The following is a 19,304-nucleotide window of genomic DNA, read 5'->3' as shown; positions in this document are numbered from 1 at the left end:
GCAGCTCAGGTCAAGACTCCTTCGTTGCGCCTATTCTTCACCCACACATTCGCCTTCGGCATTTTCACGCTCGCATTTTACAGGCGGCAGCCACAGGTCATCATTGCCTGCCCCGGTGACCGGCTCGTCGATTAGAGGCTCGTAACCGAACTCCTCAAAATCCTTGAGCTCAATCAGCGGCGAAAGGAAGAATGAGCCTGGATCACCCGAAGTATCAGGGTCCAGGCCTTCTTCGATCACATCGCGGTCATTGGGTGTGTCAGGATTGTCACCTGTGCCGGGCGGAACAACAGGCGCACAGCTGGATGGATCCGCAATCAGGCAACCATTAATCGTTGATGCCTGGTCAAAACTGGACCCGGTGCCGCTGGTCGCTATGCCCGTTTCGGCAATGACCGCGATACCCGTAACCCGGTTCCCGGCAGCATCGGTGGCAACACCGTTGATCACAATGGGAACATCAGAGCCATTCACGTTTATTTGCAGGGAGCCAGAGCCCACCGTATACCCGCGCCGGTCATCAAAATCTGTGCCCGGCGCTGTATTTTGTATCAGCAGCTGGTCTGTCACATTGAATGTGATCGCATCGGCACGGAAAATACCATCGGGATTATCAACGCCGTCGCTCTGGCCAAGCCGTTCATCAATGCCCGCCGTATCCAGCCCGGAAACATCCGCAGCAGCGCCAGTCGTCAGCGCAGTGATGGTAGGCGCAGTCATGCCGATTTCGCCGGCAAAGCCGCCATTGGCATCGGTAAGTTCGACTATCGCGGTTTCAGCATCGGCAGCAATACCCTGTGCGGCATCAACAAAAATGCCGTTATCGGCAGAAGCATTGCCAAGGGAAACCGCGCCCTCAATGCGTGTATTGTCACCGCCATTGAAGAGGATAGCACCATCCGCGCCAATATTGCCGCCCTGGCCCGCACTTGCCGTCAGGTCACGGATGATAAGGTCATCACCTTGCCGCGACGCCGCATCGGAACGCAGCATAATGCTGCCGCCCGACTGGACATTGCCAAACTCGTCATTGCTCAGGCTATATCCATCGGTAGTATCCGCGCCGCCAACGAACATTGGATCAGTTCCGGTATTGGAAAGCTGTATATCAGCCGTAAAATCACCCTCACCCAACTGCGCACCGCCTGCAATGGCAATATCGGCAGAGCTGATATTGACTGTTTCGCCAGACGCAAGCGCATCCACCTGCACATTGCCGCCCGCGTTAGCCAACAATGCTCCAGCCGCGAGCGTATCGCTACCCAAAATAATGTCAGTCCCTGCATCTAATATGATATCACCCTGACCAGTTGAAGCTGCCCTGTCACCTGCTTCAGTGTCGCCAAGCGTGATTGAGCCGCCCGCAGTCAGGTTCACATCACCGCTGGCATCGGTATCATCCATAACCAGGCTACCCAGCGCGGTCACGGCTACATTGCCGGCACTTGCGCTGGTATCACTGAATTCCAAATCGCCGGAACTGTTCACCAGCACATCCTCGCCAATGGCGCGGACAGTACCGGGCGTGGTCAGATCACCCGCAACGGCAATCGCGCCGTTATCTGCAAGAAGCTCTACATCGCCATTGGCCGATAAGGTATCGATCGTGATGCCGCTTTCGCCCGAAACAGACACACCCCCGCCGCTGGACAGGACATCGCCCTGCACCAGGCCGCCCGCATCAATGCCAACGCCAGTGGCTGCATCAATGCCGTCAAACGTAATGTCACCGCCCGCATTCATGTCGATATTCGCCGCGCCATTGGCCTGTGTGAAATCGATATTACCGCCCGCATCAGCCGTGAAATCACCGCCCTCTGCGCCCAGTGTGCCGAAACCGATATTGCCTGTCGCATCAAGATCAATACCGCCCGCGACAGTAACTGCGCCATTGGCATCAACATCGCCTGCCGTTGCGTTGAGCGTGAGGTCGCCGCCAATATCACCATTGCTCAGGGTTACCGACGCACCAGTGATGTCGGTATTGCCCCCGCTGATGGCATTTGCCAGCGTCGGAGTCCCGGTGGCGGAAACAGTGATGTCATTTGCCGCATCCACTGTACCAAAGGTGGCATCACCCGCACTCGCATCTGCAGAAACAGATCCGCCTGATGTCACGTCACCCACATTGATGACCTGCGCGGCAAGGTCAACATCGCCGCCGCTGTCAATATCGCCGTTGCCCGTATTTGCGCCGATAGTGCCATTCGCCGCCGACAACGCAATCGCGTTGGGTGATGTGAGCCCATCGAACAGGATGTCCGCGCCGCTGGTGAAATCGATCATGTCCGCATTCACATTGCCGACCGCGATATCGGCCGCATCAAGCATCGCCGTGCCGGCAGCGGTTATATCACCGCCACCAATCGCGCCACCGGCATTCATGATCACGTCATTGCTGCCGGTTGCAGAAGCAAAACTGACATCACCACCCGCATCGACAGTGAAGTCACCGCCCTGCGCATCCAGATCGCCAAAGCCGACATTGCCGGTGGCAGTCAGATCGATCGCACCGCCCACCGTAATTGTTCCGGTTCCGGCAATATCGCCGGATGTCGCATTGACGTTGAGGTTATTGCCAATCGTGCCATTGTCCAACGTGACTGAGGTGCCGGTTATATTGGTATTTCCGCCGCTTGTCGCCATGCCGATATCCGCCATCCCGTTCGCCGTGACAATAACGCCAGTGGCTGCAGAAACCGTACCTAAGACTGCATCCCCCGAGGCGGTGATGATACGCGCCGCGTTTCCGGTTGAACTGACACTCGCCACATCAACCGACTGGGCATCAATTGTTATCAGATCTGCACCGACGAGATCATCGCCCGTGAGGATACCCCCTGCGTCGATATCCAATAGTCCGCCACTGGTCAGCGAGGCAATATTGATATCACTCCCGGCATTCAGAGTCATGGCTCCGCCCGATAAAGAATCACCGAACAGTTCAATTGTGGTGTCCGATACAAGATCAAGCGTGCCAGTGGCATCGGCAGAAAGCAGGGCTATAAATCCGCCTGCGACTGTAATATCCCCGCCCGCATCAAGATTGTCCAGTTGGACCGATGTTGCTCCGTTCAGATCAATATTTCCGCCAGCGCGTATATCCCCCGGGCCAAGTGCCGTTAGAACATTGCCTGGTGCACTGATCACCACATCGCTTGCGGCATCCAGCATATCAAGCCGCACATCCAGAACCGATGAAAGGTTGATATTGTCCGCAGATGCGTTGCCAATATTTATATCATCTCCGTCAATGTTAAGATCCCCTGTCAGGATAGCATCCTGAATCGTGACCAAACCGCCAAATATATTTGCACTGTCCCCTGACAAGTCATCGACTTCAACGGAAGACGCGCCTGAAAGGGAAACAGCGCTGCCACTGGCAGCGCCGATTATCACATCAAACGCATCTACGGTCAGGGTATTGCCAGCTATAGCATTTGCGACATTGAACGTACCTGCCGCTATCGCATCAATATCACTGGCACCCGCGACTGTGCCGAAAATGTCCCCGGCATCCATCGTAAGGGTGCCGCCTGCTGTAACCGAGCCAAAACTGATAATGTCAGTAGCAAGCAGGTCAATATTTCCTGCGGCAGATACATCCCCCAGATCAATCATCGTTGCATTGATATCGATATTATCAGCGGTGTTTGAACTTCCTATACTCACATTGCCGATAGCCGTCAGCGTAATATCGGTTCCCGGGACATTTATATCGCCAAAGTCAAAGTCGCCGCCGGCATCATAATTTATGCTGCCCGTTCCGACACTGTGCGACCCGACAAACATACTGCCCGGTACCGAATAAAAACCTTCCAGCGCGCCGCCTATATCGGCAACCGTGGTGAGCTCACCGCCCGTATCGATACTGGCCGCGCTCAGATCAGCGCCTATCGTGATGCCAATATCGTTGGTACTCGCCAGACTGCCACTGCCCAGCAAGCTACCATTTACCGCGCTGAGTTGCAGCAGATCGCTGGTGAGCGCCGCATCGCGCAGGTCGATATCACCTTCCAGGCTTTCAAGCAGGATTTCCGTGCCTCCGTCAAAGGTGGACGCAACACCGTCCATGCCGACAATCAGGTCACGGCGCGTAGTGATGCGGATTATATCCGCATTGACATTGCCGCCTTCGACCACCGCCTGGATCACGTCATTATTGCTCGCCTGGCCGACAAACAGCTGATTGCTCACATCAAGCGTGCCAAGACACACATTGCCCTGCACACACTGTGCACTGAGCAGGCCGTTATCGTCGGACTGCGCGATGCCGTTAGGCGGCGCGTCATTGATATCAACAACCAGCGAGTCAGCCGTGATGGTGCCGCCCAGCCCGTCAACCGCATTCGCCAACATGATAATGGCGAAATCATTCGCATTTATATCGCCAGCCGCGACAATGGATGATATCGGCGTCACGATTGCAGTGCTCAGCGGAGTGAGGCCACCCGCGAGCAGCGCAAGGTTATTGAAGTTAGAGAACGGATTGGCAGGCGTGGGCGACGTTGCCGGGTTGGCCGCCGCTTCAACAAGTGCGCCCGCCTCGATGATGATGTCATCGCCCGTCTGCACCGTCAGGCCATTGTCGGAAATGGTGGTGCTGCCCGCCACAAACGTGGCATTGCCGCCCGCATTTACAATGATGTTGCCGGTTGATGTCACATTACCGGTGATGGTGGCGTTGAAATTCGGATCATATCCGGGAACCGGCGGCGGGGCCGGTGGTGGCGGAGGTGTGCCGTTATCGAGGCCGGCCTGTACGATCAGCTGCGGGCCGACCACAATGGAACCGGCACCAACATTAATGACGAACGCGTTTCCTATCACTGCGCCATTGTTAAGCGTAACATCCTGCCGTGCGGAAATATCAACAAGCCCGATGCCGGTTATATCATCAACTGTCGCATCCTGTTCGGCACGCACTGTGGCCGTGCTGCCCGCAACAATAAGCGAGCCTGCCATACTGTTGAAGTCACCCTGTGCCACAGCATCGAACGTGCCGCCGGAGGTGATCGAATCCACACCACTATTGCTGGTGTGGCCCACCAGTATATCCGCCCCGCTGGTAAGGTCGATATTGCCAGACACATCAAACCGGCCATCATTTGCGAAGTCAAATTCGATATTGCCTGAAACATTCACGGTCGCATCGCCATTGACAGTGATCGCACCGCTATCGCTGAACATATAAAAGCCGGTGAGGCCGGGATTATTGAGGCCGATAACGGTCGCATTCAGGCTGTCGAATGTAATCAGTCCGGCAGGATCGACAGATGTGTCGGTAATCTCAATCCGGCCGCCAGCACCGCCGCCCGAACCGCTTGATTCGATAGTGGTTGCGCCGAAATTGATGATGCCGGGACTGCCCTCCTGCACCTCGATAACCGAAAGGCCGCCTGAGCCGAAGCCTGCGGTTCCATCTGTGCCAGGTGCGCCCCCATAACTGGAAAATGTTCCGCCGCCCGTTCCTGCATCACCGCCTTGGCCAGAGGTTGTTATGACAATATTATTGCCATTAATCGTACCGCCCTGTGACAGGAACCGTGTTGTTCCGCCCGTGCCATTCGCACCATCACCGCCGTCACCGCCACTACCCGAATAGGAATAGCCGCCATTGCCGCCACTGCCGCCCGCACCTGTGTTGGTAAATGTGAAAGAGACAGGAGGAAGCGTTATCGTGCCACCTGTACGGGCGATTATTTCGGACGTGCCGCCTGTCGCTTCACCGCCATTGCCGCCTGTGCCGCCAGTACCCGTTGGTGCGAAGCTGAAATCATCAGCTCCATTGCCGCCAGTACCGCCCGCCGCAGATGCATTCATAGATATACTGGTCAGGTCAATCGCACCCAAATCGCCAGTTACTTCCAACCGCGCCGTGCCACCCTGCGCGCTGCCGCCATCGCCGCTTATACCGCCAACACCATCGCCAAAACCGCCATTGCCGCCTAAAGCAACCGCCGAAATAATGGGGGGTGCAAGCTGCACATTGACGTTGTTAATGTTAAGCGCTGCAACGCCGCCCGTCGCATTGCCACCATTGCCCGAATCCAAGCCGGAACCACCATTGCCGCCTATACCGTTGGCGATAACAGAATATAACGGATTGCCGCTTTCATCCTGGTTCAGGTTAATGGTCGCGTTACCCGCAACCCCGTCACCGCCATCGCCGCCATCACCCGTTGATTCACCGGTGGTCTGGCCAAAGCTGTCCCCGCCCTGGCCGCCTATGCCATTTGACTGCACGGTAAGCTGCTGGAAACTGATCGATCCGGCCGTATTGTTGAAAACGGCATCGCCGCCCGTGCCGGTACCGCCAGTCCCACCATTACCTTCGGGAAGCTGTGTCTGATTTTGCGGGTCGAATGCCGGACCGGAACCTCCAGCCGCACCGCCAAAGCCATCCGCACTGACCAGCACAGTCGGGGCATTGATGGTCGCTGTCCCGTCAAGGTTAAATGTCGCGCTGCCGCCAATACCATTGCCGCCATTCCCGCCATTACTACCGCTGCCGAAACCACCACGTCCACCAAAATTCTGGCTGTTGCCATTCGCCGAGACTGTGAGGGTTGCTACGTTCAACGTACCGGAAATGGCATTGAATGTCGCATTGCCGCCAATACCATCACCGCCAGTGCCGCCAAATGTACCGGCGGTCACATCACCTTGCGCGCCGTCTCCGCCAGCACCGTTGGATGTTACGGAAAGGTTCGCAACAGTGGCTGAACCTGCTCCAAGGTCCAGGTTGAATACAACGTCACCGCCCGTACCGACACCGCCATCGCCCGCTGACATGCCCAGCGCATCCGTGCCAACAGCAGCAGCAGCCAAGGCGAACGCAGCCGGTGCAGGTCCGGCAAGCCTGGGCGCCGGCGCAGCTGCAAATGCTCTAAAGAAACCGCCACCTCCGGCACTTCCCCCAAAACCATCCGCACTGACATTCAGGTCTCCGGCGGTGAACGTCCCGCCCAGCAAGTCAAGCACGACAGAACCGCCAGCGCCGTTGCCACCAGCGCCTTCAAAGAAGAAAAAGCCGCCCTCGTCGCCTTGGCTGATCGACCCGTCCGCCTCAAGAAACGCATTGGCAAGCGAAAGATCGCCATCTACGCCTTCGACACGGAGTGTTACATTCCCGCCCTGGCCGGTACCGACTCCGTTCGCGGAAGTGCCAGCACCACCAAAACCGTCGGAAGACGCGAACAAAGTGCTGGTAAATGTGATCGAACCGTTATTGGCGTTGATAAGTATATCCCCGCCGGTGGCATTACCACCAGCAACCCCGCTGGCATCTGCGCTGGAGGACAAACTACCAAAACCAGCAAGAATAGTACCATCATTTTGCGATACGACATCAATATTGCCGCCTATATAATCTTCTGTATTCGATGAGTCCCTTGTCCCTACGCCCGCGCTCAGGAACATATCCCCTGCAGTGATTGTTCCACCATCGGCGCGGATTGCAATTGAACCGCCTGTCAGCGTCCCCGTCGCACTGTCACCGGATGCCCTTGTAGTAATACCGATATTGTCGGTCACAATAAGCGAACCGCCATTTTGGGTAGTGATTGTGGCGACATCAACCGGACTGCCAGTGACCAGGCCAAATGCATCCAGGTCAAGATCAATATCGTTCCCGACATTGAGCGTGCCAGCATCAACCAGGATATTGGCCCGGCTGCGACTGACATTGCCTGATACCCTGTCGCCAGCAGCGTTGAATGACTGGCCTGCAGACGACCTGCCATTGACATTTATGTCGCCAATATCATGCGCGCCGCCCGTCACCGATAATGTGAAATTTCCCGCCGTGGCATCATTGCTTTGTGCCGTGCCTGCATCAGAGCCTGATGATGCACTCGCCCCAATGTCAAAATTCAGCGTTCCGGAAGTAAAAGTCCCGCCAGAAAGGCTAAGTGAGACATCTCCGGCCACGCCGTCAGCACCGAGCAGCCCCACACCATTGCCACCGATTTTCCCGGAATTTGAACTGCGTGTACCAGTGTCAAACTGTGTAAAGCCACCAAAGTCAATCCGAGTTCCCGCATCGGCAAGGTTCAGTGAAATGTTGCCGCCTTGAGCCAGGCCATTTTGCTGTTCACCCTTGCCGCCCTGTGCGCCCGCGAGGAAATTTGCATTCCCCCCTACAGTGAAACTGCCGCCCTGCGAAATATTGATATTGATATCACCGGCAATCGCGTCCTCACCAATGCCAGTGTTCCCATTATTGCGTATAGTAAAAAAATCATCCGCTCCTGCCGCGCTGGTATCAGCAGTGAAGTTTCCATCAATCTGAATCGTCCCCTGGGCATCAGGTGAAACAGTATTGCGGTCCACAAATATGTTAATGGTTCCACCCTGCGCAGATGTTCCCGCCCGCAACGTGACATCGCGGCCAGCCCGAAAGCTGCCGCCTGCTATGCCGCCAATATCAATCCGGTTGCCAGCCGTCGCGGTCAGGTCATACCGATCATTATTGACAGCCAGCACCTGCGAGCCTTCGGTAACCATGTCCAGTGTGTCGCTAGCCTGCAACGTCGTGGAGGCATTGAGTGTGAGGCTGCCGAACTCAATATTGGCAGATAGCGCATTGACTGGATCAGACGCGATATCAATGGTCGGGTTTGCATCCGTGCCGCCAACAGAGACATTATGACCCGCACTCAGGATGACTTCACCATTGACAATGTTCGCGCTCGCAGCCTGGAAATAGCCGATATTGCCCGACACCAGCATGGTGATCGCATCGTTTTTGGGGACGGCGACCATATAAACGGCTTGTGCATCGGGATTGGCAGGTGGAGTGTTGTTCGCGCCTGCCGGTGTTGGCGTCGACGATGGTCCCAGTGTCCGCCCTGTTTCCTCGTGCACAACGCCGTTGGCGTCAGTCGTACCGACTGTCACGTTAATATCAAACAGGCCGTTATTGATCGTGAGGTCCGCCTGTTCCGCGCCCACATAGGCAACTGAACCGTTCACATTCACATTGCCACCTTGCACCACACGTGGTGCAACCAGCGCAACATAGCTGCTGCCCACTTGCGAGTTGATACCACCATTATTCGGCGCTGTTATCTGCGCGCCATTTTCAACAACCACTGCAGAAGTACTGCCTGCGGCCCCGCGAAAGCGAATTTCGCCATTCGCCCCGAACAGGCCACCGCTTGTATCAATGGCGTTGGCGGTCAGGACCAAGCCACCCACATCGAAAACCGATGTTGCCCCGGCGATAACCCCGCCAGGGCTGTAGAACCAGACATTACCGCCCGTATTGCCCCCAACCAGGCTCTGCACCGTGCCGTCAATGCGGATTCCGCGCGTGGCATCGGTTGGCACGATCCTGTTGAGCACCGTGTAGTCACTTGATCCTGTGAACAACAGCGTATTATTTTCAGGCAGGAATACGATATCACCGCCACCAATCGCATCATCAGTCAGATCCCAGTCGATAATGGCCTCACTGCTGTTGACCGTGACTGTGTCCTGCGTGGACGTCTGGGCTATGGTCGCACTGCCGCTGGTGACACTACCTGTTCCTTCGACAGCCGAAATGGCACTGTCCATGGATTGAGCATGCGCAGGCAACGGCGCAAACATGAGTGCCAGTGCCGCTGCGCTCGCCGATCCGCTGCTCAGCAGCAATGATCGGCACCGGACATGCTGCATTAACCAGTCATTCCTGCGGTCTTTTGATGCTGTCTGTGCCATTGCTGCTTTCCTCTGTGTAAAACCTTTAATGCCCGTCATTATACCCAATGAGGCAGGATTAATTTCCCCCGAACCGCCATGGCGCAAGCTGCATGGTCAATGAAATCAGGAAGCGGACATCGCCCCGCTGTGTCTGAAAACCTGCTTTTTTCAGCGGAACCGCCAAAGTCGCGTCAATTCGGGCGCCATTGCGGATATTGGCGCGGACACCGCCGCCTGCCGAATAGAGACTTTGCGGATCCAGCCCGTCAAAGGCGGCGTCTTCATTCCACACCCATGCGGCGTCAAAAAACACATAGGGCTGGATAGCCGATGCCGCACGGTCTTTTGGAATGAGCGAACCGTAACGCAGTTCGCTGCGAAAGCCGACGCCGCTATCCCCGATCAATATACCTGGATCAAAGCCCCGGCCTATCGTGTAGTTGCCGCCGGAAAATTCTTCATAGCTCAGCAATGCATCAGGAGCATATTGCAGGCGCGGCGCGATGGTTATGGTCACGTCTTTCGCCGGACGATAATCAAATTGCCCGCTGGCACGAACTACAAAGGCCGTGGGGTCACCTTCAGCGCGGCTAGGCGGTACAAAACCAGGCACTGCGCAGCGCGCAAGCGCCGGACCGCAGCCCTTGCTCGCACCAAATATGCTGAGCCCCTGCCTGACTTCAAGCGAACCCCCAACGGCCCAGCGCGGCTCCGAAATCGAAAAACCATCGCGGCCTGTAATACTGGGGGCAGAAATCGCATTATAGCCAAGACGGGCATAGAGCACGCTTAGTTTGTCACGCGTCAGGGGCAATGCGCCAAAGCGCACATCCTGATCAATATATTCAAATCCGACCGTGCCGAACAGGTTGCGAGCCTGACTGCGGACTATCGGATAGGTGGCATCAAGAGATGCAATCAGCGTTTCGGAATTGAGGTCAATACCGGGGCCAAGGTCAGGCGTTGTCCATGCATAGGTGAAATTGCCGCCAATGGTCAGCCCTTCACTGCCAGGCTTGAAGCTATGACCGAACTGCAGCACCTGCTGTTCATCAAAATCGATCGTGGAAAAAATGCTTGCCGTGGTTTCATCGGCAAGGCCGGTAATGCCATTGACCCTGATCCGTCCCAGCGCACCAAACCTGCCGACTGATTTTGACCCGTAATTCTGCACCGTGGTGTCCACATAGATTGGCGTACGCTGCACCGAAAATTCACCGATCACTTCTCCTGGTGCGCCATCGGTGGGGCGCAATGCCAGCCGCACGTCCAACCCCGGTATGTCGCGCGCCAGCAGCAAATAGCGTTCCGCATCCTTGATATTGAAAACCGGCTGGTCAGTCAGTTTATTAACGTAGTCCAGCAACGCTTTTTCCGATGGCCCTGCATTCCCGCGGATCTGCACCCGCGTCATTTTTGCCATTAGCACATCCAGGCGCACTTGCCCGTCGCTGATTTTCTGCGGCGGCACCTGCACCGCGGCAAGATAACCCGCCTCGCGAAGTGTTGTGGCTGCACGGTCGCGAATATCGCATATCGCGGCAACGGGAAGCTCCTGCCCCACTTTATCGGCATAGCTGGATGTAAGCATATCCGCGCCAACCATCTTCAGCCCGGTAAATTCAACCCCTGACAGGCGGAATTTTATGTCCGCAAATTCAGGATTGGCGAGCGGGCATGGCGCACGTTCCAAACCGCCTTCAACCGTCAATGGTCGCGGTTCATTATCCAGCGTAGCGTCGACAATACCTTGGTCAATTTCCTCACGCGTGGGCGGGGATATATTGGCCTGCGCAAAAGCGGGCAGCGCAGGGGAAAGCATGGCCAGCATCGAAATTCCCGCGATCATGCGCGTCCTGCCAGCTATTCCTGTTTTATGCAGCATCCTTATCCCTCCATATGGCCGCTTTATCCAGCGGGCTCTTGTGTTATTTTATTCTCATCTTCGGGTAGTACGTTCAAAAGTGCATCAAGCTGTGCTTCACAGCCATTTTGCAGCAATAGCTCGGCCAGCTCCAGATTATCTTCCGGCAAGGCATCCAGCTCGACCAGCTCGATCCGTGTGACATCTTCTTCGCTGGGCGCCGCAGCCGCATCTTCACGGCCTACCAGGCGGTAGCGATATCCATTGCCAATCGGCGTGGCCGTTTCAGGCCAGGCCACACCTAATGTGTAACGCCCCCAGAAAAGCCGGGTCATCGCCCCGCCATCGGCCATGCCGAGCCATGCATAACGGCCCTTTTCAACATCCTTGCGCGTGAGCAGTAGCCCTTGATCCTGGACATAACAGACACGTCCGCTTTCATCGATATCGGCATGCCACAGCGAAGTCCGCATCAGCTTTGCCTGCGCTTCCCTTTTGAACATATCACCCGGTGTTTCAGCCGTGCCTGTGGCACTGCCCGGATATACCGAACGCACCGCACCTGCCGCAGCCCTGACGGCAGAAGCATTTTTGACCGAACGGGTCAGTCCCACCAGAAGGTTGCGGTCGCGATTGACACGGCCATCAAGCACGAAACTGCCCGGCCCCTTCAGAACGCGTGTTCCGGCTCTGTCCACAACGGTCACTCTATCTTGTGCCTTCAGAGTAATACGCGCATCGGCAGGCAGTTTTTTACCCTTGGGATAGTCCGATGATGATGGCCCTGTCGCATTCACAACCATAGACTGGGCAAATACAACAGATACAGGAAATGCCGCCGCGATAATCGCTGCTGCAGATATGATATTGCGTGTCAGCCGTACCATCATCACGCCCCTATTCGCCGCCGCCAATGATGGCGCCGTCGCTTGCCTCCAACGTGGTGACAAGAAGTTCGAGCTGCGTATCACAGCCTTTTTCGATCAGTAATGCAGCTGTCTGATCAAGATCATCTGGCACATTGCCCAGCAGGCGGGTGGTAACCGTTTGCGCCCCACCCATGCCCTGAACGTTTATCTGGTAACTGCCACCATCTGTTAGTGGGACAGCATCAAGCGGCCAGGATTTGAGCGCATTGCCACGACGCCATTCAATCGGTGCCGTGCCATTTTGGCCGCTGAGCTGACCGGTCGCATTATCCATTACGCTGGAACGCCACAATATCTGCGTTGCCGGATTGGCTACACAATAGGTGCCGCCCTTGGCTACGTCGATAAACCACAGGTTCGGGCTCGGCATAGCCTGGCCCGACATGCGCAGGCTGTTGCCCGCACCCCGCACGGCCCCGGTGCGTGCGCGCCGCGTGCTGCGGTTCGAAAGAAAGCCGGCCACGCGAGTGCTGCGCGTCTGGTCTCGCCGCACCTGCCCGTCCAGTGTGTAGGTACCTGGGCCAGACAAAACGCGTGAACCCGATTTGTCGAGCACAGTCACACGGTCGCCTTTCTTCAGTGTCACCCTGGCATTGGCCGCCAGTTTCTTGCCCTTGGGATATTGTGCCTGTGACGGCCCTGTCGAACGCACCACCACGGACTGCGCATGGGCAATGCCCGCGCTTACCATGGCGCTACCCAGTGCAAAAGCCGCTGTCACCATTCTGATTTTTTTAGCCGAGAACATAGCTCTCTCCTTTTTTCGTCTGCTGCAACCTTTTGATAAGATTGGTCAGGGCATTGTCGTGCGCGAATTCTGCCGCCCTGTCTGTGAATTTCTGCACAAGTCCAGTCTCTCCCGATTCATGCGCCGCGATAAGCTGTGCCAGCTCTTCGCGCTTTGTGCTTTCCCATTCGGGGGCAGGCTCAAACACCTCGACCGGGGTCGAGCGGCCACGCAGCGTCACGCGGCCCATCGGGCGATACCAGTCCAGGCCGGATCGCTCCGCCGCCTGACGGCTCACCAGCACTTTTGTTTCCAATGCCTTGTTGGCAGCCTCCAGCCGCGCCGCCGTGTTCATGGCATCGCCCAGCGCGGTATATTGCATACGGCCCTCACCGCCAAAATTGCCGACAATGGCCTCGCCATAATGCAGGCCAACCCGGGTCCGGCCAATCGGCGGAACGCCTTCGGGTACATTTCTGCGAAACGCCTCGCCTTCTTCATATAGCGCATAGGCAGCCTTGGCCGCACGCTCGCCATCATCGCTCGAGGAAATGGGCGCACCCCAGAATGCCACCACCGCGTCGCCCACAAACTTGTCGATCGTACCGCCATATTCGAGCACCACGTCGCTCAACCGGTCGAGATAATCATTGAGCAGCTGCGCCACCATTTCCGGCGGCACCGCATGGCTCAGCTTGGTAAACCCTTCCAGGTCGGTAAAGACGCAGAAAATTTCCCGTTTTTCCCCGTGCAGGGCAAGCTTGTCAGGGTCTTTCATGATCTGCGTAGCAATCGAACGCGGCAGATATTTGCCCAACGCGCTTTGTGCAAAGGCGCGCTGTTTCGAACCGATCACCCGTGCTGCCGCACCCACCGACGTATAGGCAAGCAGCCAGCCCAGGCCGAGGCCAAAAGACGGCACGCCCAATGTGCTGATATTCATTGGTTCCAACGCAAATGGCAGTACCACGAAAAACAATATCTGCCCCGCCAACAGCAGCGCAATCAGCCATGCACGTCCGAATATGAGTGCAGTCGCCGCGCCCGCCGCCGCCGCGAACAAAGCCATTCCCCATAAAACCCAGCTAGGCAGGGCTCTGGGCCGAAGGTCATCAAGCAACTGTGCCAGCATGTGCGCATGCACCTCCAACCCAATCATCTGTGCCGCGCCCGTCACAGGATCACCAAGCCGCGTCAGGGGGGTGTCAAACTGGTCATAATCGACGATATCCCCGCCTATCAGGACATATTTGCCTGCAACCTGGTCAGCCATGAATTCGGCCATTTCAGGGTCCGAAAACAGATCAATCGGAAGCTTGTTGAAAACGGGTCGTTCACTTGATGCCGGCACACGGTACCGTATCGGCCCTTCATAGCTTTCAAATGCAGGCTGTATCGGTGCCATCGCATTGGAAAGGAAAGGCGGCAGATTTTCCGGTTGCGTCGGCCATCTGCGCGCAACACCATCCAGATCGGTTTCCAGCCGGATGCTGGCAGGTTTTGTTTTTTCGGTTGTTGCATCGGCAAGATATTGTTCCAGGAACTTCTGCTGCTCATACTGGATGGCTTCTGTGTTGCTTTCGGCTGTGGCAAAAGCAACATGTGTCGGGGTCTGCATCGACCGCAGTGCGGACTGTAGAAGCGGATCATCATCCTGTGGCTGGTCAAACAGGATATCAATCCCGATCGCCTTTGGTCCCATCTGGTCAATATTGGCGAGCGCATTCGCCAAAGTGGTGCGGTCCATGGGCGAACGCTGCCCCGTATCGCGCAATACCTGATCAGTATAAACAATCATGACAATGCGTTCATCCTGATCTACTGCCTCTGCCAGATTTCCCGCGCGCAGGTCATATAAGGCTGCCTCGGCATCGCGCACCAGCGCCAGGTCCCAGCTATAACGGGCCACCAATATGGCCAGCAATAATATCATGCCGGTCGCAAATAACCGCACTGGCCCCAATTGCCGGAAAGTGCGCCGCGCGGTCCGCTCCATCTCCCCATCTTCGGACGGAGAAGCTGTTGCCTGCATGGCATCAAGAGGCGCTGCTTCAGCCATTCTCAATCGCTACCTGCTTCACCTGCCGCATTCCCTGTTTGTGCCGCCGCGCTTTGCGTACCGCTGATAAACGGACGGCGGCCATCACCCACCACGGCAAAACCGGACCAGTAATAAGGGTGCGAGGTCAGCGGATCGTCCATAAGCGGCCGCTGCGCCTTGTTGAGCGCATCCACAATGCTGGTGCCAGCCGCAGATTCAAACATTCCGCTGATGAGCCGCTCCGTAGCATCAAAATCATCGGGTGCGGGCCAATGGCTGGCCAGCACAGACCGGCCGCCAGCGCCCACAAAGGAACGGACAAGGCCATCAAGTGCGCTGCCACCGCCGCTGGTGATGCCTGCATCACGCGTTGCGGCCACGGTTGCGCGGCCCGCGGTATCACATGCCGAAAGGATGACCATATCGGCATCAAGGTCGAGATCGAAAATTTCCTTGAAGCTAAGCAAGCCATCGGAATTCTCTCCCCCAAATGACGTGAGCAGCGCCGGGCGCGCCGGGCAATCCGGACGCGGCGCAGTCACCAGCCCGTGCGTGGCAAAATGGACGATACGGTACTGGTTCAGGTCACCGCGCGACAGTATGTTCTCATCGGTAAAAGCCTCGCCTGTTACAACCTCGGCCGTGCCATCACCCAAAATACCCTGCGCACGGCGCAATTCCCTGTCCGAAATGGGCTTGTTCCATTCCCCCAGCGGCCAGGCGCAATTGGTGGCATCATATTCCGCGCTTTGCGGGTCGGCAGCACGAGCGCCGCGGATACCGGACAGGTTTTCTTCATCAAAAACAGCTGCATTCTGGCCAAAACCCAGATACTGGTTGGATGCGCGTGAAAGTGGCGCCTGGCGTGCATCGTAAAAAGCGCGCACCGAAACCGCTGTACTGACATCGGTTGTCCGCCCTACCCAATTAACTCCGGTAAAATCAAATGGATCAGCGTCCGGGCTTTCGGTGCGGGTCAGATAGGCATTTACCGATGCATCGTCGGACACCAGCAGATTCACAGGCAGACTGAGCATCGCACCATCGGGCTCAAATACCAGATGTTTCACATTTGCAAGATCTGTAGCGACAGGGCCAAACAGATCACGGTACAGTGCCCGTGCATTTTCAACGTCGAACGGGCTGGTAACATATTGGAACCCGTCAAAACTGGAAATCGTGTCGCGGATCGCATCTACGCGCGATGTCATTTGCGCGGCTGACATATCTGAACGATAGGCTGTCGCCCTGTCCTTGTTCGCAAAGAAGACATAGACATCATTGGACACCACGGACAAGCGTATATAAGCCTCGTCACTGCCCAGCATGCCTTGTAATTCAGCGAGTGACAATGTGCGTGAAGACACGGCCTTATACTGCGGATAATCGGCAAGCTTGATAAGGGTCTGCTGTTGCTGCTGTTCCAAACGTTCGATCTGGGCTGCGGTTTCGGTGCGCTGAAGGGCAATACGTGAATTTTGTTCAGTCTGTCCCAATGCCGCAAACCGGATACGGGCCTGCTCAATAGAACGTGTCAGGTTGTTCGACTGGCGAAACAGGCGAGCCGCTTCATCATCGCCGGTGCTTAGTTCGCGGGCGAGTATCGACTGTGTTTCGGCCACGCCGGGGCGCACTAGTATCTGCGTCGCATCAAGGAAGTCAGAGGCAAACTCAGGCCGGGTCGCCATATCACGCGCCAATATGGTGAAATAGGGCGATAGCTGATTTACCATCCCTGAAGTAGGATTGCGCCTGTCGAGTGATGCGGCCACGACGCCTTTGTAAATTTCCCGTGCTTCATCGTCACGGCCACGCCGCACCAGGAAAGCGGCATAACGTGCGCGCGCCGCATTAAGCGCACGTGCCTGCGGATATTGCACTTCGAGCAGGTTGACGGCTGCGGTGAAATATCCCTGCGCAGCGGAATAACTCCCTTCACTTTCGGCAATCTGAGCGAGTTCGGCAAGTATCTGTGCACGCAGGCGGATGATGGAAATCACGCGCCCTTCGCGCACCGCCACCACTTCGCGCAGCGCATCGGCCAGTGCGGTGCGTGCGCCGGCATTATTCCCTTTCAAACGATTTGCTGTAGCTTCCAGATGCTTGGCCTGTGCATCAATGATGATGATGCGTTCTTCCGGAGTGAGCTTCAGATCATCGGCAAGTCCCAGAGCTTCTGATGAAGCATCCGAGGCATTGATACGCGTGGAAATGGGCTGTGTAATCTCGCCTGTCGTGCGCAGAACATCAGATCCGCTATAGAGCGGCGGCACAGGTTCGTTCAGCCGTGCGATAGCCGGATCGAATTTGCGCTGGTTGATTAAATGAATTGCTTCAAAGTTGCGCAACAACCGCTCCTGTACAGGCGTGGAGCTTCCCATAGTGCGCGCCTCGGCAAACAGTGTGTTGGCTTCCGCAAATTCGCCAAGGTTCGATTTTTGCAACGCCCGGTTGACCAGAAATTCCGCCGGGTCGATTTCTACCGGCTTGTCGAGACTGGCAACGCGCTGCTGCAATGTTTCAAAAAACTGTGCGGCATCGGCATAGTCGCCGCTATTGTTGCGCCTGTACCCCTCTGCCAGCGCTTGATCGGGATCAAGTGAAAGCGCCTGAATACGCGCAAAAGCCTCGCCATCACCCACTGATGTCGTAGCAACGGAAATCTCGCCATCGACAATTTCATCGTCCATGATGGATTTGAGTGCCAGTTCAAGCGCGCTGTCATAGACAGAAAACCCTTCGGCAAAATAGGTAACCTTGCCGATGCGGACCTGTGCGACGCTGTACCCAACGTCGCCATTGCGCCATTTACAACTTTGCTGCGTGGCGTCATTCACCTTAATTGTCGCAGCCTGCACCGCTGCGCTGCAATCCACGTCCTGTGCACGGCGAGCAGCCAATCGGGCAGCCGGGTCACCCCCGTCATCACGCAGCGCAAAAATATACCCCACCGGCAATGCACTATCACGGCATACAATCGCCCAGCTGCGATCGAATGGTGAGACATTGGCAGCATCCGCGGCCTTGTTCTGCACCTGGCACAATACGCCGCTTTCATTGCCCAACGGGAAACTGTCGCGCAGGCTGAGCGGCATGTCCTGCGCCGCAAGCTGCGCAGGTTGCGTGGCGGCCAGCATTGCTGCCAGCACCAATGATAAAGCCCGGATTCCGCTTTTCAGTCGCATATTCCATCCCCCACACGCCAGCCGCGCTTTGCGCGCGGCACGTGCCTATTTCCTAATTTTGCGACCCGAGTTTAGACTCAGATGTAAATTATTATAGGACGTTATCGACACGAAAGCCACGCTAAGGTGCGGAAAATCACAGATGGTTAAAATTTTATTGCGAGGTAAATGTAAAATATACGTGGCCGATATTTCAGTCTGGAAACCCCAAATATGTAATGTTTTCCTGTACTTCAGCGCGCGGTACAGCAAAATTATTGATAGGAGCGTTGACATCCCGGCAACCAATAGCCATCCCGCAAAAGAATATATGGTCCTCGGGAATATTCACCGCCTCTCGTATTTCCGCGCCGTATAGCGACCATGCCTCCTGCGCACAGCTGTCGAGTCCAGCCTCGCGCAGCAACAGCATGATAGTCTGCAGCCACATGCCGATATCCGACCATTGCGGCGGCCCCATATATCCAGGTGTATGCACAAACATGCACACCGGCGCCTCAAAGGCGCGGAAATTTTGTGCCATCTGCATCATCCGGCCCATCTTGTCGCCGCGGTCGATGCCAATCGACTCGTACAAGGCTTCACCCACACCATAGCGGCGACTGCGATAGGGTTCGGGCAGGTCTTTAGGATAAATGTCATATTCGGGCGACTGGCCTGCCGGCCCTTGCGGCAGTTTTCCCGCAACGGCGCTAATAAGCTGCGCAAGCGGATCGCCAGTAAGAATCGATGCGTTCCACGGCTGTACATTGCCGCCAGAAGGCGAAAGCTGCGCGGTGTCCAGAACCGATTTGAGAACATCCAGATCAACCGGCTTGCCTGTAAATGCCCGAACGGAACGGCGGGTTCTAACAGCTTCGCTTACGTTCAT

7 protein-coding genes are annotated in these 19,304 nt (G+C 56.3%); all 7 read right to left on the bottom strand.

Annotated features, from left to right (window positions below; all coding sequences use genetic code 11):
* Positions 1-30: 30 nt before the first annotated feature.
* Positions 31-9,705: a hypothetical protein gene (locus tag G6Q15_RS02720; RefSeq protein WP_164115409.1), complete on the bottom strand. Its 9,675-nt coding sequence runs from the start codon at positions 9,703-9,705 to the stop codon at positions 31-33.
* A 58-nt stretch (positions 9,706-9,763) separates the two neighbouring features.
* The gene (locus G6Q15_RS02715; RefSeq protein ID WP_164115406.1) at positions 9,764-11,572 is read right to left on the bottom strand and encodes a ShlB/FhaC/HecB family hemolysin secretion/activation protein; all 1,809 of its coding nucleotides are present in this window, start codon (positions 11,570-11,572) and stop codon (positions 9,764-9,766) included.
* 23 nt (positions 11,573-11,595) lie between these two features.
* Positions 11,596-12,465, bottom strand: a complete 870-nt coding sequence (locus G6Q15_RS02710; RefSeq protein WP_205518065.1) for a hypothetical protein — start codon at positions 12,463-12,465, stop codon at positions 11,596-11,598.
* Positions 12,449-13,228 (bottom strand): hypothetical protein, encoded by a 780-nt coding sequence (locus G6Q15_RS02705; protein ID WP_164115402.1) that lies wholly within the window; start codon positions 13,226-13,228, stop codon positions 12,449-12,451. Before G6Q15_RS02705 ends, G6Q15_RS02710 begins: the two co-directional genes overlap by 17 nt.
* Complete coding sequence (locus G6Q15_RS02700; protein ID WP_164115399.1) at positions 13,215-15,266, bottom strand: adenylate/guanylate cyclase domain-containing protein; 2,052 nt, start codon at positions 15,264-15,266, stop codon at positions 13,215-13,217. Before G6Q15_RS02700 ends, G6Q15_RS02705 begins: the two co-directional genes overlap by 14 nt.
* Before the next feature lie 2 nt (positions 15,267-15,268).
* A complete protein-coding gene (locus tag G6Q15_RS02695; RefSeq protein ID WP_164115397.1) occupies positions 15,269-18,433 on the bottom strand; it encodes a CHAT domain-containing protein in 3,165 nt (1,054 codons plus the stop codon).
* A gap of 193 nt (positions 18,434-18,626) precedes the next feature.
* Positions 18,627-19,304 carry a nitroreductase gene (locus G6Q15_RS02690; RefSeq protein WP_164115395.1) on the bottom strand — a complete coding sequence of 226 codons (678 nt, stop codon included), beginning with the start codon at positions 19,302-19,304 and terminating at the stop codon, positions 18,627-18,629.

It is taken from the genome of Sphingorhabdus sp. Alg239-R122 (assembly GCF_900537065.1).
GTDB lineage: Bacteria > Pseudomonadota > Alphaproteobacteria > Sphingomonadales > Sphingomonadaceae > Alg239-R122.
Note: the sequence above shows the minus strand (reverse complement) of the source record. Positions and strands in the feature narration are given on the sequence as shown.

Bases quoted from the DNA above. Each gene is read 5' to 3' on its own strand.
- G6Q15_RS02720 (WP_164115409.1), bottom strand. From the start codon at position 9,705: ATGGCACAGACAGCATCAAAAGACCGCAGGAATGACTGGTTAATGCAG.
- G6Q15_RS02715 (WP_164115406.1), bottom strand. From the start codon at position 11,572: ATGCTGCATAAAACAGGAATAGCTGGCAGGACGCGCATGATCGCGGGA.
- G6Q15_RS02705 (WP_164115402.1), bottom strand. From the start codon at position 13,228: ATGTTCTCGGCTAAAAAAATCAGAATGGTGACAGCGGCTTTTGCACTG.
- G6Q15_RS02700 (WP_164115399.1), bottom strand. From the start codon at position 15,266: ATGGCTGAAGCAGCGCCTCTTGATGCCATGCAGGCAACAGCTTCTCCG.
- G6Q15_RS02695 (WP_164115397.1), bottom strand. From the start codon at position 18,433: ATGCGACTGAAAAGCGGAATCCGGGCTTTATCATTGGTGCTGGCAGCA.
- G6Q15_RS02690 (WP_164115395.1), bottom strand. From the start codon at position 19,304: ATGAACGTAAGCGAAGCTGTTAGAACCCGCCGTTCCGTTCGGGCATTT.